This window comes from Colwellia sp. MT41 (genome assembly GCF_001444365.1).
Classification (GTDB): Bacteria; Pseudomonadota; Gammaproteobacteria; order Enterobacterales; family Alteromonadaceae; genus Colwellia; species Colwellia marinimaniae.
This window is the reverse complement of the sequence record NZ_CP013145.1, coordinates 1,612,204-1,632,735: the sequence shown is the minus strand read 5'-3', so window position 1 is coordinate 1,632,735 and position 20,532 is coordinate 1,612,204. Positions and strand designations below refer to the sequence as shown.

Genomic DNA, 20,532 nt, shown 5'->3' with positions numbered 1-20,532 from the left:
TTACCCTCAATCGCTGCTCTTACTTGCTCAACTATAGTATTGCCATATTAGGCTTCAATGTCTGGAGTGCTACATTGCACATCAGCATTTTGTCCACGGTGACGTAAAAAATGATCCATCAGCGTTAGTGCTAACATTGCTTCAGCAATAGGCACAGCGCGAATACCGACACAGGGATCATGACGACCTTTAGTAATGATCTCAGTCGCTTTGCCTGTTAAATCAACTGTTTTACCACTTATACCAATACTTGAGGTCGGTTTAAGTGCTAAATGAGCAATGATCTGCTGCCCTGATGAAATCCCGCCAAGAATACCACCGGCATGATTGCTTGAAAAACCTGCTGGTGTCAGCTCATCTCTATGCTCTGAGCCTCTTTGATTTACCACGGAAAAACCATCACCTACTTCAACACCTTTTACCGCATTGATACTCATTAAGCCATGGGCAATATCCGCATCTAAACGGTCGAAGATGGGTTCACCTAAGCCGACAGGGACATTAGTCGCCACCACAGTCACTTTAGCGCCAATAGAGTCTTTCGCTTTAATAATGGCCCTAAGGTACTCACCAAGTTGTTCAAGCTTAGTATTATCGGCAAAGAAAAATGGGTTTTCTTCGACGCTTTGCCAATCAACCAAATTAACATCAAACGGTGTGCCATTAGGACCACTGGCGACAATATCACCAATTTGCGTGACACACGCTTTAATGGTCATGCCAAATTTTTCCGCTAAATATTTTTTTGCTATGGCGCCAGCCGCAACACGCATAGCGGTTTCTCGGGCAGAAGAGCGACCACCACCACGATAATCTCGTAAGCCGTATTTTTGCCAGTAGGTATAATCTGCATGGCCTGGGCGGAAGCTTTGGGCAATGTTGCCATAGTCTTTTGAGCGTTGGTCGGTATTTTCAATCATTAAACCTATGGGTGTGCCGGTGGTTTTCCCTTCAAATACACCCGAGAGAATTTTGACTTCATCAGCTTCTCTACGTGCGGTAGTGTAACGTGAGGTGCCTGGACGGCGTCGGTCTAAATCGATTTGTAAATCAGCCTCAGATAACTCAAGCCCTGGCGGACAACCATCGATAATTGCGCCTAGACCTAAACCATGACTTTCGCCAAATGATGTCACTGTGAATAATTTTCCGAAGGTATTACCTGACATTAAACATTACCGCCTATTAATTTATTGTTAGAATTTTACTATTACTCTAGCGTTTATTGTGACTATTATTTTATTTATTCGGTGCTTTACTGCTGACTTATTACTCAGCTATGACAGCGCCAGTAAATAATTTTGCATGTTTTTCTAACTGTGCTTTGTTTAACATAAACACCCCGTGACCCCCACGCTCAAAGCTTAACCACGTGAAATCCACCTCAGGGTAGAGTGCTTCAACATGATATTGTGAGTTACCTACTTCGCAAATGAGTATGCCATCATCATTGAGGTGCTGAGCACTCTCCGCCAATATTACTCGTACAATATCTAAGCCATCGTCACCACAGCCTAAGCCCATTTCTGGTTCATGGGTAAACTCCGTCGGCAGACTATCAATATCTTCTTGATCAACATAAGGCGGATTAGTGACAATTAAATCATACCTTTGGCCAACAACCCCAGAGAAAACATCAGATTGAATTGGCATAACTTGTGCACTAAAACCATGGTTTTCAATATTCATTTGGGCAACATCTAACGCATCAAGCGATAAATCAACGGCATCAACTTCCGCCTCAGGAAAATAACTGGCGCAAGCAATGGCAATACAACCACTGCCAGTACACAAGTCTAATATCTTTTGTGGCGGATTTTTCTCACTAAAATAGGGTTCAAAGTATTTTTCAATCAGTTCAGCAATAGGTGATCGTGGCACTAAAACACGTTCATCAACGTAAAAAGGTAATTTCGCAAAGTAAGCAAGATTGGTGATGTAGGCCACAGGTTTCTGAGTATCAACGCGTTGTTGGAAAAAGGCCAAGATGTCCTGTTTCTCTTGCTTGAGTAGACGACAGTTCATCACATCTTCACTCATTTCCTTAGGCAAGGAGATGGCAAACATCACTAAGGTAAAGGCTTCACTTAAGGCATTGTCATTGCCATGGCCATAAAAAAGTTCAGCTTGGTTAAACAAACTGGCGCCATAACGACAATAATCTGCAATGGTATGTAGTTGCTCGGTGATGTCTTCGAAATCGGTACTGCTCACATTATTTTCCTTATCTGGTATTCTCCCGAAATGTCTTCATGGAGATTTCTATATATTGCCTACTAGGCACTCTGGCTGTTGGTAAAAACCGCTTTAAATGCCTAGGTTTGAGCTGTTTTGTATCACAGTTATCTTACTTTGCTATTACGGTCTCGATGACGCCATATCAAGATTAATTGATATGTATTGATACTAAAATGTTTTACACTGCGCGGATGAATAACAAAGCCTTAAAAACCAAACTCTCGACCATAAAAGCTAAGCTGCGTGCGCAAAGTATCAAGCAGCAAAAAAAAACGGCTGAGTCGTTAACTAAAGTGGCGGAGTCAGCTAAAGAAGTGCCAAGTGACCAGCAACTTTTTGCTGATGTTGTCAGGCAAGTTAAGCCGTTAATCAACGACAAAGTTCGGTTAGTAAAAAGTGCTCACAAGTCTAACACTTCCCTAAAAAATGACCAAGGGCATAACCAGGCAAATCAAGCCATTGCACAATTTCATTTTTCCGATGAATTTGAGCCTAACTTAAATAAGCAAGGCCCAATGAAATATGTTCGTGAGGGTGTCGATAGCTTTGAAGTGAAAAACCTACGCCGCGGCCATTACCAACCCGACTTAATCCTTGATTTACACGGCTTAGATCAACACCAAGCGAAAAAAGAACTAGCGGCTCTGCTCTTTGCCTGTCAAAAAGAACACGCTCAATGTGTCTGCATAGTTCATGGCATAGGCTCACATATTTTAAAAAACAAGGTACCACATTGGTTAGTACAACACCCCGATGTCATGGCTTTTCACCAAGCACCTTTAGAATGGGGTGGTAATGGTGCCCTACTCGCCTTAATTGAATTAAAAGATAAATTTAATCGCGATTAAAACTCTGTTGCACATATTACCTAAAAAATTGCGCCGTCAAACTTAAGCCTGCAATAGGCAAACTATACTAGGCCATTTTATCCTATAACATGCGCTTAGTTAACATAGGTCTAATGGCGACACCATGGCGAGCAACTGGCCCTGCATGGCGTCAATATCATAATCTATATGAGCAATACCGGCAGTGGCGAAAATGGGGGTATTATTCGAGTGCGTTAGCTGGGCCACTAAGTAGCTAACTAAAGGCATATGAGCAATAATTAATAGGCTTTCATCCTGCAGCTTTACTACCTGCCCTTGCTCACTACACCAGCCATCAATAAAATCATGTACTTGTTTAGCATCACCTTCAGGGGTAATAAAATCTAGGGTGGTAATAGCCGTTTGCATCATAGCCGTTGTTATAGCACAGGTTTGCTGAGCCCTAACATAGGGGCTAACAAAAACTTGCCTTGGCTTGATTTTCATTTTTTGCAACCAAGTCGCCATCATTTTTACTTCTAGCTTACCTTCTGTGGTTAACGCTCTTTGACTGTCATCACGACTGCCCTGCTCAACAAAATTTTTAGCTTCACCATGGCGCATTATAAAAAGTTGCATTAATTCTCCCGCCCGTTACTTAATAGATAACTTGGCAGATTATGTTCGCGGATAAATTCAAATTTTAACTTTTTTTATAAATTTTATTAGCTAAAGTATTGAGTCTGAGTTATTTTTCCGGCTATAGTAATAGAAATGAACTCGCTTTAGTAACAACAGTTAAGAATAAATAGTTTTATTTATTCCTTTAAGTAATTAAGACATTACTTTATCTCCCTGTTAATTTCATAAGCTATCCAATTCTCGTTATACGCTTTGCAGTTTAAAGTGTTCTTAGGAGCCTTAGTGTTGAAGCAAAGTCCCAATGATTTTAAACAATATCAAGCCATTACTCTAAACAATGGTTTACGAGTACTACTTATCCACAATGATGATACCGCTAAATCGGCAGCAGCATTGGCGGTAAACGTCGGTCATTTTAATGATCCCAAAGATAGGCAAGGGTTAGCACATTTTTTAGAACACATGCTTTTTTTAGGGACAAAAAACTTCCCTGATGGTAGTGAGTATCAAAAATTCATTAGTCAACATGGTGGCAATCATAATGCTTGGACTGGCACTGAGCATACCTGTTTTTTCTTCGATATCACTGCGACACACTTCACCGCAGCCCTAGAGCGTTTTAGTGAGTTTTTTATCGCGCCTTTATTATCCGATGACTTTGTTATTAAAGAACGCGAAAATATTGATGCCGAATTCACCTTAAAGTTAAAAGATGACATCAGACGTTTATATGATGTTCACAAAGATACGGTTAACCCTAAGCACCCTTTTTCGCAGTTTTCTGTTGGTAACCTTGATACCTTAGCCGATCGAGACGGTGACAATATTAGCCAAGAAGTACGAGCCTTTTTCCACCACTATTATCGTGCTCAGTACATGACCTTGGCCTTGGAAGGTCCACAAAGCTTGACCGAGCTGAAAGACCTTGCTGAGCAACTTTTTGGTGGGATAAAAGCAGCCGACACTGCGCTGCCGAAAATTGAACAACCTTTGTATTTACCGTCACAGCAAAAAATTAAAATTGATGTCTGCCCAGTGAAAAATGATCATCAGCTAATTATTAGTTTTGCCATGGAAAGCATTGACCAATATTATCAAGACAAACCTGAGTCGATACTTGCCTATTTATTAGGTCATGAAGGTGAAGGCAGTGTTTTGTCCTTGCTCAAAAAGCATCAATGGGCCTTATCATTGACTGCTGGCTCAGGTATTAATGGCTCTAATTTTAAAGACTTTAATATCAGCATTGCCTTAACTGAATTAGGTGAAGCCCACCTTAATGCAGTGATCGATATAGTATTTGCTTATATTGCCTTGCTAAAACATAGCGAAATAGCAGCACACTACTATCAAGAAAAACAGAAAATCAGTAAATTAGCCTTTATTTATCATGAAAAAATGCGTCCACTAGACAGCGTTAGTCAACTCGTCATCAACATGCAGTATTACCCAGAAGAAGATTATATTTTTGGTGATTATGTTATGTCGGGTATGTCGCGAGCGAACATAAAAAAATTACTCGGCTATTTAAGCGTCGATAATATGCGACTGATGCATGTTAGCCAGAAAAATAATTTTTCCAAACATAGCTTTTGGTACCAAGTGCCTTACCATGTTACACCAATCTCTGAGCAACAATTATCCTCTTGGCGAGCTATTGCCGCAACAAATAGTGCCCATATTCAGGGTTTATATTTACCTAAGGCCAATGCTTACATTGTTGAAAAACCCACTGTTTACCCCAGTGAGCCCCTTATTGAAACGGCTGCAGTCAAAGCAAATATTCCTGAAAAAATCATCAATAAAAATGGTTTAGTGGCTTGGTATAAACAAGACAGGACCTTCAAAGTACCCAAGGGTTACTTATATATAGGTATCGACTCACCTTTTGTGGTTGCCAGCATAGCCAATATTGCCATGACGCGTTTATTTGTCGATTTATATACAGATACTGTCATTGAAGAGAACTATGATGCCGAGTTGGCGGGTATTCATTATCATTTGTACGCTCATCAAGGTGGCGTTACCGTACAATTATCAGGTTATAGTGAAAATCAGCATTTACTATTAAGTAAATTATTACAGCGATTGAAAAATCATCAAGTGTGCGAGGAACATTTTAATTTACTACAGCAACAGCTGATAAAACATTGGCAAAACAGTGATAAAAGTAAATCAATATCACAGCTATTTGCTACCTTAAGCTCAGTCATGCAACCCAATAACCCGGCAAGTAAAGCCTTAGCACAAGCGCTTAGTCAGGTAAGCTTTAGTCAATACCAGCGCTTTAGTTTACAACTGTTTGAACAAGTAACTATAGAGGTGCTCATTCATGGCAACTGGTTGCTTGAACATGCACAACAATTATGCCAGAGCATTGAGCAGGCTTTCCACGGCAAGGTTAATAAAAGTCATGCCATAAAATGCCCTGTAACCGATATATCAGCTAAAGAAACGCTACTCTTGCCTATTAGCTTACCTGATCACGATCATGCTAGTGTGATTTATACAGCCTTTGCACATAAAGACGATAACACTGTCGCCCTTGCTATGATCACTAGCCATATATTATCACCGTTATTTTTTCAGCAAATGCGCACAGACAAACAATATGGCTATTTAGTTGGTGTTGGTTATGTGCCTATCAATTGCTATCCTGGTATTGCTTTTTATATCCAGTCGCCCCATTGTGATGCCTTTACCTTAGCACAAGCCATGGATGAATTTATCAGTGACAGTATTAGCGTACTCAATGATATTGGCACGGAGCAGTGGCAACATTTGCTACAGGGTTTAGCCAGTCAATTACAAGAAAAAGATCATAATTTACGTATTAAAAGCCAACGCTTTTGGGCCGCAATTTGTAATAAAGATGAAGCATTTCAGCAAAAAGAAAAATTACTGCAGGCAGTGCTAGATTTAACCTTAGCCCAGGTAAAAAACTTTGTAGAAACAAACTTAGTCAGTGCTTGTCAGCCCGATAGGTTTATTCTATATTCCGAAAGTGATTTGCTGGCACAGGCGAAAAAACCCAAAGGCGAAACAATCACGGATATTGATGCCTTTATTCAAACGAGTCCGACAAAATTCTAACCGGCTATAGCAGCAGCATAATCACCTGATTACTCGCGCATACCTAGAGCTTAACTAGAGCTTAACAAGCAAATAAAAAAGGCTGTTGGGTAAAATTGAACCATGACGTTCAAAGTACTCAACAGCCTTTTAGTTACTTAAAACAGCTTAAGCTATTTTATAAGTCACAGCCTTTATTTAGGGTAACTTTATCCGTAGTAACTTTGATCATTTTCAGCCATAGTGACTAACGCCTGACAAGGACTATAGCGTTCACCATGTTGCTCTGCCCATTGGCTTAATTGTGCAACCACAGACTTAGCACCAATTTTATCAATATAGCGTAGTGGACCACCTAAGAATGGTGGAAAACCAATGCCGAAGATTGCGCCAATATCACCATCTCTGGCATTACGCACTATGCCTTCATCAACACAGCGTGCTGCTTCATTTAGCATCATATAAGTACAACGTTTACTAATTTCCGCCGCAGTTAAACTTCCCGCTGGTTTAATATTTAATAAGTCATAGATAGTTTCATCCACTTGTTTGTGTCCCGACTTAATACCTTTAAGGGTATTAAGTAAGGTTTTTGCCAAGCTTTTCTTTTGATAGAGGTAAAAGCCTTTCTTCACTTTTTTACCTAAACGACCATCGGCGAGTAATTTATCAAAAGCCGCAGGTGCGGCAAAACGCTCACCAAGTTCTGCCTGTAAAATTGGCCCAATTTTAGCGCCGACATCAATACCAACTTCATCAAGCAATTGCATAGGACCCACAGGGAAACCAAACTTCACTAGCGCCTTGTCGATTTTATCAATGGGTTCGCCCGCAAGCAGTAAAATAGCCGCTTCATTCATGTAGGGCGCCAAAATACGATTGACATAAAAACCGGCTTTATCTTTAACAACAATAGGTGTTTTACCCTGCTTTTTAGCAAAGGCTACCGTATTGGAGATAGTTTGATCAGAGGTTTTATCATGGGGGATTATTTCCACTAACGGCATTTTATCAACCGGCGAAAAATAATGTAGGCCAATAACATTTTCCGGACGCTTTGCCTTAGCAGCAATTTGCCCTATAGGTATGCTAGAAGTATTACTGGCAAAAATCGTTTTATCATGGCCATGTTTTTCAACTTCTGCCACCATATTTTGCTTTAAGGTTAAATCTTCAAATACCGCTTCTACAACAATATCAAGCGCTTTAAAACCAGTGTAGTCAATACTACCCGTGATCATGGCTAACTGCTTTTGCATCTCACTGTTAAGTAAAAAACGACGTTTCACTTTTTTATTGAGTAGTTGATAGCTGTACTTTAATGCTTGGCCAATACCTTTGTGGTTAATGTCTTTAACTCGCACCGGTATGTGCGCTTTAGTTGCGGTGACAAACGCAATACCACCGCCCATTAAACCGCCACCAAGCACACCGGCTTTGGCTATTTTTTCCGGCATAACATCGGCAACGCCCTGCTCTTTTTTCATTGCTGTGGTGGCAAAAAATAACTGACGCAGTTGCGCTGATTCATCACTCATGACCAGATCGGCAAAATGCTCTGCTTCTAATTTATAGCCACTTTCAGATGAAACCTCGATACCTGTGCGGATACAATCAATGATTTTAGCGGGGGCAGGATAATTACCTTGGGTTTTAGCCAGCACAGATTTTTGTGCTTGTTGATAGACAATATTTCGCCCAACAGCATTATTCTCTAACAATTTATCCACTAGGCCTTGTTTACGCTTAACGATTTTTTTACCCTGTTGCTGCAAAGTTATCGCCAGTTGCTCGGCAACGTGCAGTAAAACAGTGCTAGGCACAACATCGTCAACTAAGCCATATTTTAGCGCTTGCTTGGCGCGTAATTGCTTACCGGTAAGCATCATGTCTAACGCTTTTTGTAAGCCGACTAATTTAGGTAAACGCTGAGTACCGCCGCTACCTGGTAATAACCCTAGCTGAACTTCAGGTAAACCCAAGGCTGTTTTGCTATTATCACTACAAACTCTAGCATGACATGCCATAGCTAGCTCTAAACCACCGCCTAAACAGGTACCATCGATAGCGGCAACAATAGGAATAGGAAATTGCTCTAGCAGAGCAAAAATACGTTGCCCCTGTCGAGATAAAGCGACAACTTCTTCACGGCTTTGACATGCTGCCAGCATATTAATATCGGCGCCAGCCACAAAAGAGTCTTGCTTACCACTACATAACACTATGCCAGTGATGGTTTTATCGGCTTTAACTTCAGCTAATACCGCATTAATTTGCTCAGCAAACTCAGGTTTAAGGGTATTAACCTTTTCACCAATAACATCAATCACTAAATGGGCAATACCATTGTCGTGACGTACTAAAGTAAAAGCACTGACCACTGATTCTTCTGGCGTAGCATTACCATTAGTGGCGACTTCAGTCACGACACTAGTTGCAACATCGTCAGCAGAAACCTTCGCTTCAACGTTTAAGGCCTCGTTATTGTGTTCACTATCATTTGAATGAGTTTTTTCAGTCATTAATCTGTCTCCAAAATCATTGCTGCGCCTAAACCACCTGCGGCACAAGCCGTTGTTAAACCAACTCCACCACCACGGCGATTTAATTCATTAAGTGTTTGGGTGATAAGTCTAGCGCCTGTTGCGGCAAACGGATGACCGTAAGCGAGTGAGCCGCCCATAACATTAAACTTATCCATATCAATCTCACCAATAGCTTTATCACGGCCAAGGTGTTCTTTAGCAAATTTGGTACTAGCGAACATTTTCATATTCGCTAACGCCTGAGCGGCAAAGGCTTCATGCATTTCAATAAGATCTAAGTCGGCTAAATTCATGCCCGCACGCTGCAAAGCAAGGGGGGTAGCATAACTTGGACCCATCAACATGTCTTGCCAAACATCGATAGCAGTAAAGGCAAAGCTACGAATATAACCTAATGGCTTATAACCTAACTCTTTGGCTCTGCCTTCACGCATTAATAAAATAGCAGCACCACCATCGGTTAACGGCGTACTTGTTGCTGCGGTCACTGTGCCATGTTTACGATCAAATATTGGCTTTAATTTAGCATAACTTGCTAAATCAGAGTTTTCTCGAATACAGTTATCTTTATCAATAAAGTTTTTATAAGGTGCGGCATGAGCCGTCATCACTTCACCATCTAATTTGCCATCTTGCCAGCTTTTTGTCGCTAAGGTGTGCGACCTATGCGCTAAAGCATCTTGGTCTTGACGAGATATATTATAAGTTTTCGCCATTTGCTCCGCGGTTTCGCCCATTGAAATACCAGTAGAGTATTCTGCCACGGCAGGAGATACTGGGAATAAATCTTTAAAGCCAAGGCGACTAAGTAACGAAAGCTTTTGTCCTAAGCTTTTTGCTTTGGTCAAGTCGACTAAAGTACGAGCAAGCCTTTTAGAAACACCTATTGGCGCTACGGATGAAGAGTCGGCGCCGCCCGCAATACCCACATCTACGTGGCCAGCCATAATAGATTCAACAACATTGACCGTTGATTGAAAACTGGTGGCACAAGCGCGAGAAACACTATAGGCATCGGTAGTGACCTTCATACCCGTACCCAAGACGATTTCGCGAGCAATGTTTGGCGCTTCCGGCATTTGCACTACTTGACCAAAAACAAGTTGGTCAATTATAGCAGGGTCAATATCGTGTTTTTGCAATAATTCGTTAACAACGATTTTACCCAAGTCAACGGCTGGTACACCATGAAAAGCCGTTGCCTGTTTAGTAAACGGTGTACGCAAGCCAGCAACGATTGCTATGCGCTCACCGCTCGAGGTTGTTAGTTTTCTTATTGTCATTTATTACTCCACACGCTTAGTTATAATGTAATTTTTAATTAAAAACCCAAGAGGTCTGACCTCATGAAACTCCCTTGATTTTAACTAACTAGCGGGAAAATTCAATCATTACCTGACATCAACCACGACAAATAACATTTTTTCCCTTAGTTGATAACAATTAGTATTAAAATTTTGTTACCTATCACTTGTTTTCTTTCACAAAAACCTAATATAAAATACCAGGTGTTGTTAAAGCTGTCGTTTATAAAGCTATTGTGCTTGAAAAAGATGGCAGCCGAGGCGGTTAAGTACGTTTGCTGATAACAAATACATCATTAAGCAATAAAGCTTTACGCTAGGCCAACAGCACCGAGAACAACGTTTACTTAGTATAACCGCTTGACAAAAATGTGCTGTAAAGCGAGTCTAAGCCAGATTATCACTAAGTTTCACTTTATAACCAACAATATTAAAAAGAATTTATCAGTATGGCAATTGAACATTTTTCTACGTTAAAACAACATTTATCTTCACAAATCATTGGTCAAGAAGCGTTAGTTGAGAGTTTGCTTATTGCCTTACTGGCTAATGGTCATTTAATTGTTGAAGGACCTCCGGGTTTAGCCAAGACTCGCGCCATTAACGCCTTGGCGCAAGGATTAGAGGCTGATTTTCACCGCATCCAGTTTACCCCTGATTTATTACCTGCCGATTTAACCGGTAGCGATATTTATCGTCCAGACGATGGTACCTTTGTCTTTCAACCAGGCCCTTTGTTTCAAAACTTAGTGCTTGCCGATGAAATTAACCGAGCACCCGCCAAAGTACAATCGGCTTTATTAGAAGCGATGGGAGAAGGTCAAATCACCGTTGGTCGTAAAACCTATGACTTACCTAAGTTGTTTTTAGTGATGGCAACACAAAACCCCATTGAGCAAGAAGGTACTTATCCACTGCCTGAAGCACAATTAGATCGTTTCTTGATGCATGTTGAAATTGGTTACCCAGACGCAAAAGCCGAGTTAGAAATCCTGAAACTAAATCGTAGCGAAGCGTTAAAAGCCAATGCCAATGACGGCCAGGATACAGCGACTGAAAAATCGACTTTACGGGTATTAAGTCAAAGCGAAATATTTTCAGCGCGTGAGCAAGTGCTAAATATACATATGGCTCCTACTTTAGAGGACTATATAGTCGATTTAATTATCGCCACTCGCCAGCCAGAAAAGTATGATGACAAGTTAAGTTCTTGGTTAGCGTATGGTGCTAGCCCACGTGCCACTATTGCGCTTGATCGTTGTTCCCGCGCTCGTGCTTGGTTACATAATCGAGATTTTGTCAGCCCTGAAGATATTCAAGCGGTGTTCCATAATGTCCTTAGACACAGAATTATACTCAGTTATCAAGCTGAAGCTGAAGGAATTACCACGAATCAGGTACTAGATCATATTTTAACTCAGGTTGCTGTTGCCTAGTTACTAATGCCTAGCCGTAATAGCTGAGTGGCTAATAATTAGCGCAATCACTGTTAATCCAAATCGAATTATCAAGTAGAGTTACTTTATGTGGTTTAATCGTCAAAAACAATCACCTGCAATTAACGCCAGTACCGATTCTTATCAATCCATACTGGCAAGTTTGTATAGCAATGGTATTGATTTATCTATGCAGGAGTTATTACAGTATCAAAGTAAAAGCCGCTTAATTGACTTGGTGGGTAAAAAAAATATTCAAGGTAAACAATCTGGTAATTATCTGTCGCGTAGCAAGGGTCGCGGCATGGAGTTTGACGAAGTACGTCATTACCAAAGCGGTGATGATGTTCGCGCCATTGACTGGCGGGTAACTGCACGCACGGGCACAACTCACACTAAACTTTTTCGTGAAGAAATTGAAAGACCAGTACTGATAGCTACGGATTTAAGCCAGAATATGTGTTTTGGTAGTAAATTGCTCTTTAAAGCGGTACAAGCTGGCCATTTAGCAGCTCTCGTTGCTTGGCATGCAAAAAGTCGTGGTGATCGTATCGGTGGGCTAGTATTTTGTGATGAACAGCATATAGAATTAAAACCCCGTAGTCGTAAAGCGGGTGTGCTGCATTATTTACATGCCTTAACCACCTTAAATAATCAAAAAAAGCCAACGGCCAATGCCGCTCAAACGGTCTCATTAGACCCTGAAGTCCCCTGCAGCCAAGAAGGCAATAAAGCTGAAAATCAAAGCGTGACAGGACGACAGAAAAGTCATTACTTCGATGAACACTGTGCCCGTTTAAGATATCTTGCTAAACCCGGTTCACTGGTTTATTTGATCACCGATGGTCAAGCCCTTAGCGATGAAAAAAACTGTCCACATGCCTTACGACATCTAAGCCAAATTAGTCAACATTGTGAATTAGTCGTGTGTTTAATTAGTGATCCGCTCGAGCAAGAGCTTCCTCAAAGCACTAGGAAGTTAGCGGTAACCATTACCGATGGCTTTAATCGTCAGCAGTTAACCTTGGGCGATAAAAAAACCGCCGAGCAATACCAGCAACAAGCCCGTAAACAGGCGGAGAAATTGCAGTTGCTGTTACAAGCAACGGGGGCTCGCATAGTACACTTTAGCGCTGGAAATTCCCTTGAGCAACAATTAAAATACAGTGGGGTCTCTTTATAATGACTATAAACAATGCCTCGGTGCCAACAGGTCAACCTTTACCTGAGCAATCATCACCATTACAATTGCACGATATCCATGTACCAGAGCAAGTGAGTAACTTGCCTATCGCACCAGGTTGGTGGCTACTGCTGGCACTTATCGTTATTGCGGCTTGGTGGTCTTATAAAAAGCGTAAACAAAATAGACAGTTAAATGCCAGTAAACAGCAAGCACTAGCCGTGCTTGCTAACAATCAAACAATGAGCGCTAAAGCGTGTCTTAACTTATTAAAATGGGCGGCTATGCAATATTTTAGTCGTCAACAATTAGCACAATTATATGGTGATAATTTTCAAACTTTTTTAATGCAACAATTACCGGAAAAATACCAAGTGAAGTTTACTCAACTCAGTACAGCCGCTTTTCAACAGCAATATCAAGCGGAACAAGGCACAAATACTGATATCGATAGCGATTGCCAGCAAGCAACCAAATTATGGCTAACTCATGCACTCCCCGTTAATAAATCGCTAAGCAGTGCTAAGGTTTTACCGATAGAAAAACCCTCCGCCCTCAATAAACTTGTGCCAGTAGAGAAACCCTTTGCTGTTAATAAACCTGTGCCTACAGAAAAAACCTCTACATATAATAAACCTGTACTTGCAGAAAAATCTTCTGCCCTTAATAAAGAAGAGGAGATTAGCCAATGATAAGTTTTGCTTGGCCTTGGCTATTTGCCTTATTACCTCTGCCCCTGGTTATCTATTTTTTACCCGCTAAAAAGAATGGCAAGCAAGAAAGTGCCCTGATCATGCCGACGCTAATTAATGTCTCAAGCAATACAGTGAGGGTTCAGCAAAAAAGTAATACGCCATTAATTGTTTTATCACTTTGTTGGCTGTTGCTGGTTATGGCTATTAGCCGACCACAATGGCTGGGTGAAGCTATTGATATACCCAGTGAAGGCCGTGAAATGATGATTGCCGTTGATCTTTCTGGCAGTATGGAAATAGAAGACATGAGACTTAATGGTCGCAATGTCAATCGTTTGCAAATGCTTAAAGTTGTCCTTGGCGATTTTATCGAGCGCCGTGTTAGTGACCGTCTCGGTTTAATCTTATTTGCCGATGATGCCTACATGCAAACGCCGATGACCTTTGATAGAAAAACCGTTAAGCAAATGCTCGATGAAAGTGAACTCAATCTTGTCGGTAGAAAAACAGCCATTGGCGATGCCATCGCGCTCGCGGTTAAGCGTTTTGATACCAAGCAAGACTCTAATAAAGTCTTGTTATTATTAACTGACGGTCAAAATACCGCGGGTAAAATAACACCTGAACAAGCATTAGAATTAGCCGTTGCGAAAGGAATCACTATTTACACCGTCGGTATTGGCGCAGATAGTATGCTGCAACAATCACTTTGGGGCACACAACACATTAATCCTTCAAGTGATTTAGACGAGCAAAGCTTAGCTAACATCGCCGAAAAAACCGGTGGTCAATATTTTCGTGCTCGTGATAGTCAAGCCATGAGTGAAATATATAGTTTGTTAGATCAGCTAGAGCCTGTTAAGCAAGAGCAGCAAAAAATGCGTCCGCTGAGCGCGTTATACTATTGGCCACTAGCATTAGCCGCGCTCATTTGTTTTGTTTATTTACTCAGTTTACATGTCAGCTTTTTATTGCCCAATTTTTTATTACACCACAAAACCATGAATAAAAATGATGTTCACGCTAAGTCCTATGCTGAGGGTGGTAAATAATATGTCAGCACAACAAACTAATTTATCAACTGATTTAAGCCAAGTAGCTAGCAATTTTACTTTAGATAGTCTCAGCTTCGAAGGCATAGTCAATAACTTTCACTTTATTCGACCTTGGTGGTTACTCGCCTTTTTCGCTTTATTAGTGGTGTTATTTCTGCTGAAAAAGATCCGCTATTACCAATCACCTTGGCAGCATTTCCTCCCTGCGCATTTAGCCAACGCCTTATTGGAAAATACGCACAGCCAAACAACATCAGTTACCTCATCCCAAAGCTCTTATTGGTTAAAACCTTTTGTTATTGGCAGTGCTATTATTTTTGCCCTAGCAGGACCTGCTTGGCAAAAATTGCCACAACCGGTTTATCAACTAGATCGTGGCTCGGTACTTATCATGGATATGTCTTACTCCATGCTTGCTACCGATGTAAAACCCAATAGATTGACCCGTGCTCGCTATAAAGCCTTCGATTTACTGAAAGTAATCAACGAAGGTGATATTGGTTTAATTGCCTATGCAGGTGATGCCTTTATTATTAGTCCATTAACGCAAGATATTAGAAATATCGAGCTACTGTTACCGGCATTGTCACCTGACATTATGCCTGTTTATGGGGCAAATGCTTTGGCAGCCTTAATCTTAGCTGATCAAACTCTTAAGAATGCCGGTCATATTAGCGGTGATATTTATTGGTTGACTGATGATATTGATAATGAAGAAATGTCTGATATTTACGCTTGGGCAAATGGCAACAGCCATAAAGTGAATATTTTAGGTGTCGGTAGTAAAAATGGTGCCCCGATAAAACTAAGTAGCGGCAAGTTACTCAAAGATCATAAAGGCGCTATCGTGGTGCCCAAATTACCCGCGGCTAGACTGGCGGCGATTAGTAAGCGTAGCCGAGGGGTTTATCATACCATGACCAACGATGACACGGATATCAAAGCACTGACGGCTCATTTAAGTAATAGCCTGGAGGACAAGGTTGGCTCAGACAATAAACAACTAGGTACAGCTCAAAGTAATCAAGCATTGTTAGGCGACCAATACCAAGAGCAAGGCCCTTGGTTACTCATCATTATTGTGCCCTTGCTATTAAGCTACTTTCGCCGCGGCACCAGTATATTAGCAATAACATGGCTAATGCCACTGACGTTAGTATTGAGTTTAACCAGCCTAAGTCCACGCAGTTATGCTGCTGAGCTGAACACCAAGCAAGAGCCGACAACATCTAGTTTGCACACCACCACTGGCACTAATAGCAAGAGTGATGTCTACGCCAATGCGACCATCAGTGGTGCAAATCAATTTTGGCGAGATTTATGGCAAACCTCAGACCAACAAGCGCAACAATACTATCAACAAAAAGATTATCAACAAGCGGCTGAGCAATTTGAAGATAGTCAATGGCAAGGCAGTGCTCACTACAAAGCCGGTGATTATGAACAAGCATTACAAGCATTTAAAGCAAGCGACAGCGCACAAGCATTGTATAATCAGGGCAATGCCCTAGCACAGTTACAAAAAGTTGATGAGGCTATCGAAACTTATAAAAAGGCGCTAGCAAAAGAGGCTAACTTGACCGATGCCAAAGAGAATTTAGCCATACTTGAAGCGCTGAAAAAACAGCAAGAGCAACAAGAACAACAGTCTGAAGGTGATAAGAAAGATCAGGACTCACAAGAACAATCACCTGGCGATAAAGAACAAGAACAGCAAGGGGGCCAAGAAAATAAGGACTCACAAGGGCAGCAACCGCAAAGCGAGCAACAAGAAAGCCAACAAGCTGCTGAGGAGAATAAGCAAGAGCAACAAAACGAACAAAGTAAACAACAAGAAGAACAGCAAAAAAAACAACCAGCAGAGCAAAGTAAAGCTGCCGACGATGAACAACAGCCAAGCGATGAAAAATCGCTAGATCAACAAGCCAGCGATAACAAAGCACAAGAACTTGAGCAAAAACATCAACAACTTTTAAATAAGGTCACTGACGATCCTTATTTACTATTACGAAATAAAATGCGCCTCGAATATCAAAAGCGCCGACATGAGGGTTCGCCTCAAGGAGTAACTAAAAAGTGGTAAGTAATTCTTCAATGCCTGTAACAGCTAAGGTGCCCTTATTTCTTTTACAGAGCCTCATGCTGTCCCTGTTACTTATGGCGACACTCTTGTTAAGCAATAATGCCTACGCTTTATCAAAAGTGACTGCCACTATTGATAAAAATCCAGCGATGATTAATGAGTCGATAATATTAACGGTAATTGCTGATGACGATGTCGGCCCGAAAGCTTTAGATACCCGTCCCTTACTTGATGATTTTATTATCGGTCAAACATCGGTTAGCTCACAAACCAGTATGATCAACTTTAAAACCACCCGTATCACTAAATGGCAAATAATTTTAATTGCCCGTAACCCTGGGCAATTTATCATCCCTGCCCTTAAGGTTGCAGACCGACAAAGTGACCCCATTGAGCTGACCGTGGTGGCAACAAATGATGCCAGTAGCAAGGCACAAGCTGATATTTTTGTCACCAGTGAGTTATCCAGTGCTGAGGTATATGTACAACAGTTATTGACCCTATCAATAAAGCTACATTTTGCCGTAGATCTTAAAAGTGGCAACTTAACTGAGCCCAGTTTACGCGGTGCTACCATTGAAAAAATAGGCAAAGACAAGCAGTCTGATAGCATTATCAATGGTAAACGTTACCGGGTAATTGAACAAACTTATGCTATTACCCCGGAACAAAGTGGTGAACTTAGGTTAAAAGCACCGCTATTTTCCGGTGAGATATTGCAAGCATCGACTCGGCGTTCAAGTTTTTTAAGCTTTGCGCAAACGAAACCAGTGAGAATTGTAGGCGATGAACTTCACTTAACTGTCTTACCCATACCGGCCAACTACCCAAGCGACACCCCATGGTTACCGACTGATATATTAACCTTACATCAAGAATGGCAAGCAGGTAATGCACAATTTACCGTCGGCGAGCCTATTACTCGTACTATCACTTTAACTGCTGCTGGCCTTTCAAAAGCACAACTGCCCAAGCTTGAAATGCAAAGTAGCCCTGGTTTGAAAATATACCCAGATCAAGCTGAGTTACATGCCAACCTAAGCAACAATCGCTTGGTCAGCCAAAAGGTACAAAATTTTGCCCTAGTACCAAGTATGGTGGGGGACTTTGTCTTACCCGCTATGAGTATTACTTGGTTCAATACCATCACCAATAAAATTGAATATGCCACCCTGCCAACACAAACTATCTCGGTACAAGCAGCAGAAGGCAGTTTTGCTAGCGACCCGTTCAATGATCCTACAAAAGCAATAAACGACACCGCTAACACGGCCGATTTTCCTGGCCATAACGCGGCTAATAACTCAGCTAAGAATACTGGAAATTCTTCTGAACAGACTGCCCTCGCCACCTCAGTAGCAGCTGTGCAAGATAAGCGCTGGCAATGGCTATTTCTTAGCTTATGGCTATTAACGAGCTTAGCATGGCTTATTCAAAGTATTTATTTACGGCAAATCCGTCATAAAAATAAGCCGGCTCAATTTAATAAGGCAACAAAAGTCTTTACTTCGGGTAGCCACTATCTTGCTCTGTTAGCCGCCTGTAAGAAAAATAATGCCGAGCAAGCGCTACATTTGATCTTGCCTTGGCTAAGACAATTACTCACCAGTGATAGACCTGGACTAAAAATCCATAATATTGCCCAGGCTCAAGAGTGTATTCAAGAGCAAAGCTTTGCCACCGCATTGAATGATTTACAGCAGCACCTTTATGGCAAGAGTGCTATTGATGGCGCACCGTCATGGCAAGGTTTGACTTTACTCACCGCCATTCAAACGGTGCAGAAGCAGCAAGGTGAAAAAAATAATACCAAGCACTTATTAGCACTTAACCCTTAAAAGCGCATATTTGTAAGCTAATTTTAAGGCTCTGTTGTTGTTTAGTGTGGGCGAGTAAACAAGCGAGACGCATAAACCCATCCATGGGGCTCTGCACAAGCATCAGGACAATATGCTCCATGCATTGTCTTATAAGGTACGTCCTTTACCGTCATGCTTGTGACGCTCGCTTTTATCACACCACCAACACTCACTGTAAAATCAATAGCTTACTATATTACCAACACCTAACTACAACATAGCTAATTTTAAAGGTTAAGCATTAGCTATAATAAATTGCATAAATTAAAAAATTTACCGGCGCTTGAAATAAACTTGCCTATGCTAGGGTCTATAACCATATGATGACAAAACAAGTTAGATATGAGGCGCTAGTAAAGGCGCTACACGGTGATTTATACCGTTATGCCTATTGGCTCTGCCACGAAAAACAAGTGGCGGAAGACTTGGTGCAAGAAACCTTTTTACGTGCTTGGCGAGCCCTTGATTCGTTAAAAGATGAAAAAGCCGCCAAGTCCTGGTTAATCACTATATTACGACGAGAGAATGCCCGGCGCTTCGAAAGAAAGCGTTTTGAGATGAGTGAGTATGAAGAGGCAAACATAACAGATACTCAATCAGTGACCACAGAGCAGGAGCTTGAAAACCACTGGTTAAGAGAAAAAATAGCGCAACTGCCGCCAGAATATTCAGAGCCGTTAGTTTTACAAGTATTAGGTGGTTTTAGTGGCGCCGATATTGCCACCATGTTAAATCTAAATAAAAACACTGTGATGACACGTTTATTTAGAGCCAGAAACCAATTAAAAGAAGTGTTAGCGGCACAACCGGTAAAACGAGGTATGTACAATGGATGATTTGCAATTTCGACGTGCTATATATGCCGATCCCAATAACCAAGATGCTGACACTATCGCGGCGCAGCAACAAGATCCAAGCAAAAAACAATTTGCCCAAGAAATTTGTCAATTAGATGAAAAAATCATGCGCGCATTACAGGTGCCCGTACCTGAAGGTTTAGCCGAAAAACTGATCTTACGTCAAACCTTGGCAAGTCACCAAGTGCAAAAGCGTAAAACGCGTGTGCATTTAGCGATAGCGGCCTCTGTCGCCATTGTTGGTGGCTTAATGCTTAACTTTATGCAGTTTTCCAGTGCTTATAACAATTTAGGGGATTATGCCCTAGCCCATGTTTATCATGAGCAAGGCAGTTTTGCTAACAATGCTACTAGCCAAGTGACCTTAGCGTCATTAAACCAGAAGATGGCGACGTTTGATGGCAACTTCAGTCAATCCCTAGGCAAGTTGTTATTTGCCGATTATTGCCGTTTTGATGGTATGAAAAGTTTGCACTTAGTTTATCAAGGTAAAACCAGCCCTGTTACTGTCTTTATTGTCCCTAAAAATGAGCAATTAAGCTTTAGCCCTCATTTTAATGACAAAAAATTGTTTGGTAGCTCGCTTGAGTTTACTCACAGTAATATTATTGTCGTTGCTGATAAAAATGAGTCTTTAGGACAATGGCAACAAAAAATCAGTGAAACTGTGTCTTGGCTTATTTAATCTTGCAATAAAAAAGCCCTGCTGTCGCTGTCTTATTAACAGTGATAGCAGGGCTTTTTTGTCTTCAT

General features: G+C 41.2%; 15 protein-coding genes. 10 read left to right on the top strand and 5 right to left on the bottom strand.

Going from position 1 to position 20,532, the window contains the following annotated elements; all coding sequences use genetic code 11:
• Positions 1-47 precede the first annotated feature (47 nt).
• A complete protein-coding gene (gene aroC / locus CMT41_RS06975) occupies positions 48-1,169 on the bottom strand; it encodes a chorismate synthase (protein ID WP_058026746.1) in 1,122 nt (373 codons plus the stop codon).
• A gap of 100 nt (positions 1,170-1,269) precedes the next feature.
• Positions 1,270-2,214, bottom strand: coding sequence for a 50S ribosomal protein L3 N(5)-glutamine methyltransferase (prmB, locus tag CMT41_RS06970; protein WP_058026745.1), 945 nt, complete (start codon positions 2,212-2,214; stop codon positions 1,270-1,272).
• Between the two features lie 197 nt (positions 2,215-2,411).
• Here prmB and smrB point away from each other — a divergent pair, with 197 nt between their 5' ends.
• On the top strand, positions 2,412-3,086 hold the full coding sequence (gene smrB, locus CMT41_RS06965) for an endonuclease SmrB (RefSeq protein ID WP_058026743.1): 675 nt from the start codon (positions 2,412-2,414) through the stop codon (positions 3,084-3,086).
• Positions 3,087-3,185: 99 nt separating this feature from the next.
• On the opposite strand, the gene sixA is transcribed toward smrB, so the two are convergent.
• The gene (sixA, locus tag CMT41_RS06960) at positions 3,186-3,686 is read right to left on the bottom strand and encodes a phosphohistidine phosphatase SixA (RefSeq protein WP_057180631.1); all 501 of its coding nucleotides are present in this window, start codon (positions 3,684-3,686) and stop codon (positions 3,186-3,188) included.
• A gap of 285 nt (positions 3,687-3,971) precedes the next feature.
• On the opposite strand from sixA, the gene CMT41_RS06955 reads away from it, so the two are divergent.
• Positions 3,972-6,782 carry an insulinase family protein gene (locus CMT41_RS06955; protein WP_058026741.1) on the top strand — a complete coding sequence of 937 codons (2,811 nt, stop codon included), beginning with the start codon at positions 3,972-3,974 and terminating at the stop codon, positions 6,780-6,782.
• A gap of 188 nt (positions 6,783-6,970) precedes the next feature.
• Here CMT41_RS06955 and fadJ read toward each other — a convergent pair whose 3' ends face one another.
• The gene (gene fadJ, locus CMT41_RS06950) at positions 6,971-9,283 is read right to left on the bottom strand and encodes a fatty acid oxidation complex subunit alpha FadJ (RefSeq protein ID WP_083494232.1); all 2,313 of its coding nucleotides are present in this window, start codon (positions 9,281-9,283) and stop codon (positions 6,971-6,973) included.
• Entirely contained in the window at positions 9,283-10,590 is a 1,308-nt protein-coding gene (gene fadI / locus CMT41_RS06945; protein ID WP_057180627.1) for an acetyl-CoA C-acyltransferase FadI, read from the bottom strand. Before fadI ends, fadJ begins: the two co-directional genes overlap by 1 nt.
• Before the next feature lie 470 nt (positions 10,591-11,060).
• On the opposite strand from fadI, the gene CMT41_RS06940 reads away from it, so the two are divergent.
• The 8 genes from CMT41_RS06940 to CMT41_RS06905 all read left to right on the top strand — a co-directional run bounded on the left by CMT41_RS06940 (position 11,061) and on the right by CMT41_RS06905 (position 20,464).
• A complete protein-coding gene (locus tag CMT41_RS06940; protein ID WP_057180625.1) occupies positions 11,061-12,047 on the top strand; it encodes an AAA family ATPase in 987 nt (328 codons plus the stop codon).
• An 88-nt stretch (positions 12,048-12,135) separates the two neighbouring features.
• On the top strand, positions 12,136-13,230 hold the full coding sequence (locus CMT41_RS06935; protein ID WP_058026740.1) for a DUF58 domain-containing protein: 1,095 nt from the start codon (positions 12,136-12,138) through the stop codon (positions 13,228-13,230).
• Positions 13,230-13,922, top strand: a complete 693-nt coding sequence (locus tag CMT41_RS06930) for a DUF4381 domain-containing protein (protein WP_083494231.1) — start codon at positions 13,230-13,232, stop codon at positions 13,920-13,922. The genes CMT41_RS06935 and CMT41_RS06930 overlap by 1 nt, the downstream gene beginning before the upstream one ends.
• Positions 13,919-14,977 (top strand): vWA domain-containing protein, encoded by a 1,059-nt coding sequence (locus CMT41_RS06925; RefSeq protein WP_057180621.1) that lies wholly within the window; start codon positions 13,919-13,921, stop codon positions 14,975-14,977. The genes CMT41_RS06930 and CMT41_RS06925 overlap by 4 nt, the downstream gene beginning before the upstream one ends.
• 1 nt (position 14,978) lies before the next feature.
• Positions 14,979-17,063: a vWA domain-containing protein gene (locus CMT41_RS06920; RefSeq protein WP_058026738.1), complete on the top strand. Its 2,085-nt coding sequence runs from the start codon at positions 14,979-14,981 to the stop codon at positions 17,061-17,063.
• An 11-nt stretch (positions 17,064-17,074) separates the two neighbouring features.
• Positions 17,075-18,901, top strand: coding sequence for a BatD family protein (locus tag CMT41_RS06915; RefSeq protein ID WP_232300029.1), 1,827 nt, complete (start codon positions 17,075-17,077; stop codon positions 18,899-18,901).
• Positions 18,902-19,242: 341 nt separating this feature from the next.
• The gene (locus CMT41_RS06910) at positions 19,243-19,758 is read left to right on the top strand and encodes a sigma-70 family RNA polymerase sigma factor (protein ID WP_058026736.1); all 516 of its coding nucleotides are present in this window, start codon (positions 19,243-19,245) and stop codon (positions 19,756-19,758) included.
• Entirely contained in the window at positions 19,751-20,464 is a 714-nt protein-coding gene (locus CMT41_RS06905) for a DUF3379 family protein (RefSeq protein WP_057180616.1), read from the top strand. The genes CMT41_RS06910 and CMT41_RS06905 overlap by 8 nt, the downstream gene beginning before the upstream one ends.
• The last annotated feature ends 68 nt before the right edge of the window (positions 20,465-20,532 follow it).

Bases quoted from the DNA above. Each gene is read 5' to 3' on its own strand.
- aroC (WP_058026746.1), bottom strand. From the start codon at position 1,169: ATGTCAGGTAATACCTTCGGAAAATTATTCACAGTGACATCATTTGGC.
- smrB (WP_058026743.1), top strand. From the start codon at position 2,412: ATGTTTTACACTGCGCGGATGAATAACAAAGCCTTAAAAACCAAACTC.
- sixA (WP_057180631.1), bottom strand. From the start codon at position 3,686: ATGCAACTTTTTATAATGCGCCATGGTGAAGCTAAAAATTTTGTTGAG.
- fadJ (WP_083494232.1), bottom strand. From the start codon at position 9,283: ATGACTGAAAAAACTCATTCAAATGATAGTGAACACAATAACGAGGCC.
- fadI (WP_057180627.1), bottom strand. From the start codon at position 10,590: ATGACAATAAGAAAACTAACAACCTCGAGCGGTGAGCGCATAGCAATC.
- CMT41_RS06940 (WP_057180625.1), top strand. From the start codon at position 11,061: ATGGCAATTGAACATTTTTCTACGTTAAAACAACATTTATCTTCACAA.
- CMT41_RS06935 (WP_058026740.1), top strand. From the start codon at position 12,136: ATGTGGTTTAATCGTCAAAAACAATCACCTGCAATTAACGCCAGTACC.
- CMT41_RS06930 (WP_083494231.1), top strand. From the start codon at position 13,230: ATGACTATAAACAATGCCTCGGTGCCAACAGGTCAACCTTTACCTGAG.
- CMT41_RS06925 (WP_057180621.1), top strand. From the start codon at position 13,919: ATGATAAGTTTTGCTTGGCCTTGGCTATTTGCCTTATTACCTCTGCCC.
- CMT41_RS06920 (WP_058026738.1), top strand. From the start codon at position 14,979: ATGTCAGCACAACAAACTAATTTATCAACTGATTTAAGCCAAGTAGCT.
- CMT41_RS06915 (WP_232300029.1), top strand. From the start codon at position 17,075: ATGCCTGTAACAGCTAAGGTGCCCTTATTTCTTTTACAGAGCCTCATG.
- CMT41_RS06910 (WP_058026736.1), top strand. From the start codon at position 19,243: ATGATGACAAAACAAGTTAGATATGAGGCGCTAGTAAAGGCGCTACAC.
- CMT41_RS06905 (WP_057180616.1), top strand. From the start codon at position 19,751: ATGGATGATTTGCAATTTCGACGTGCTATATATGCCGATCCCAATAAC.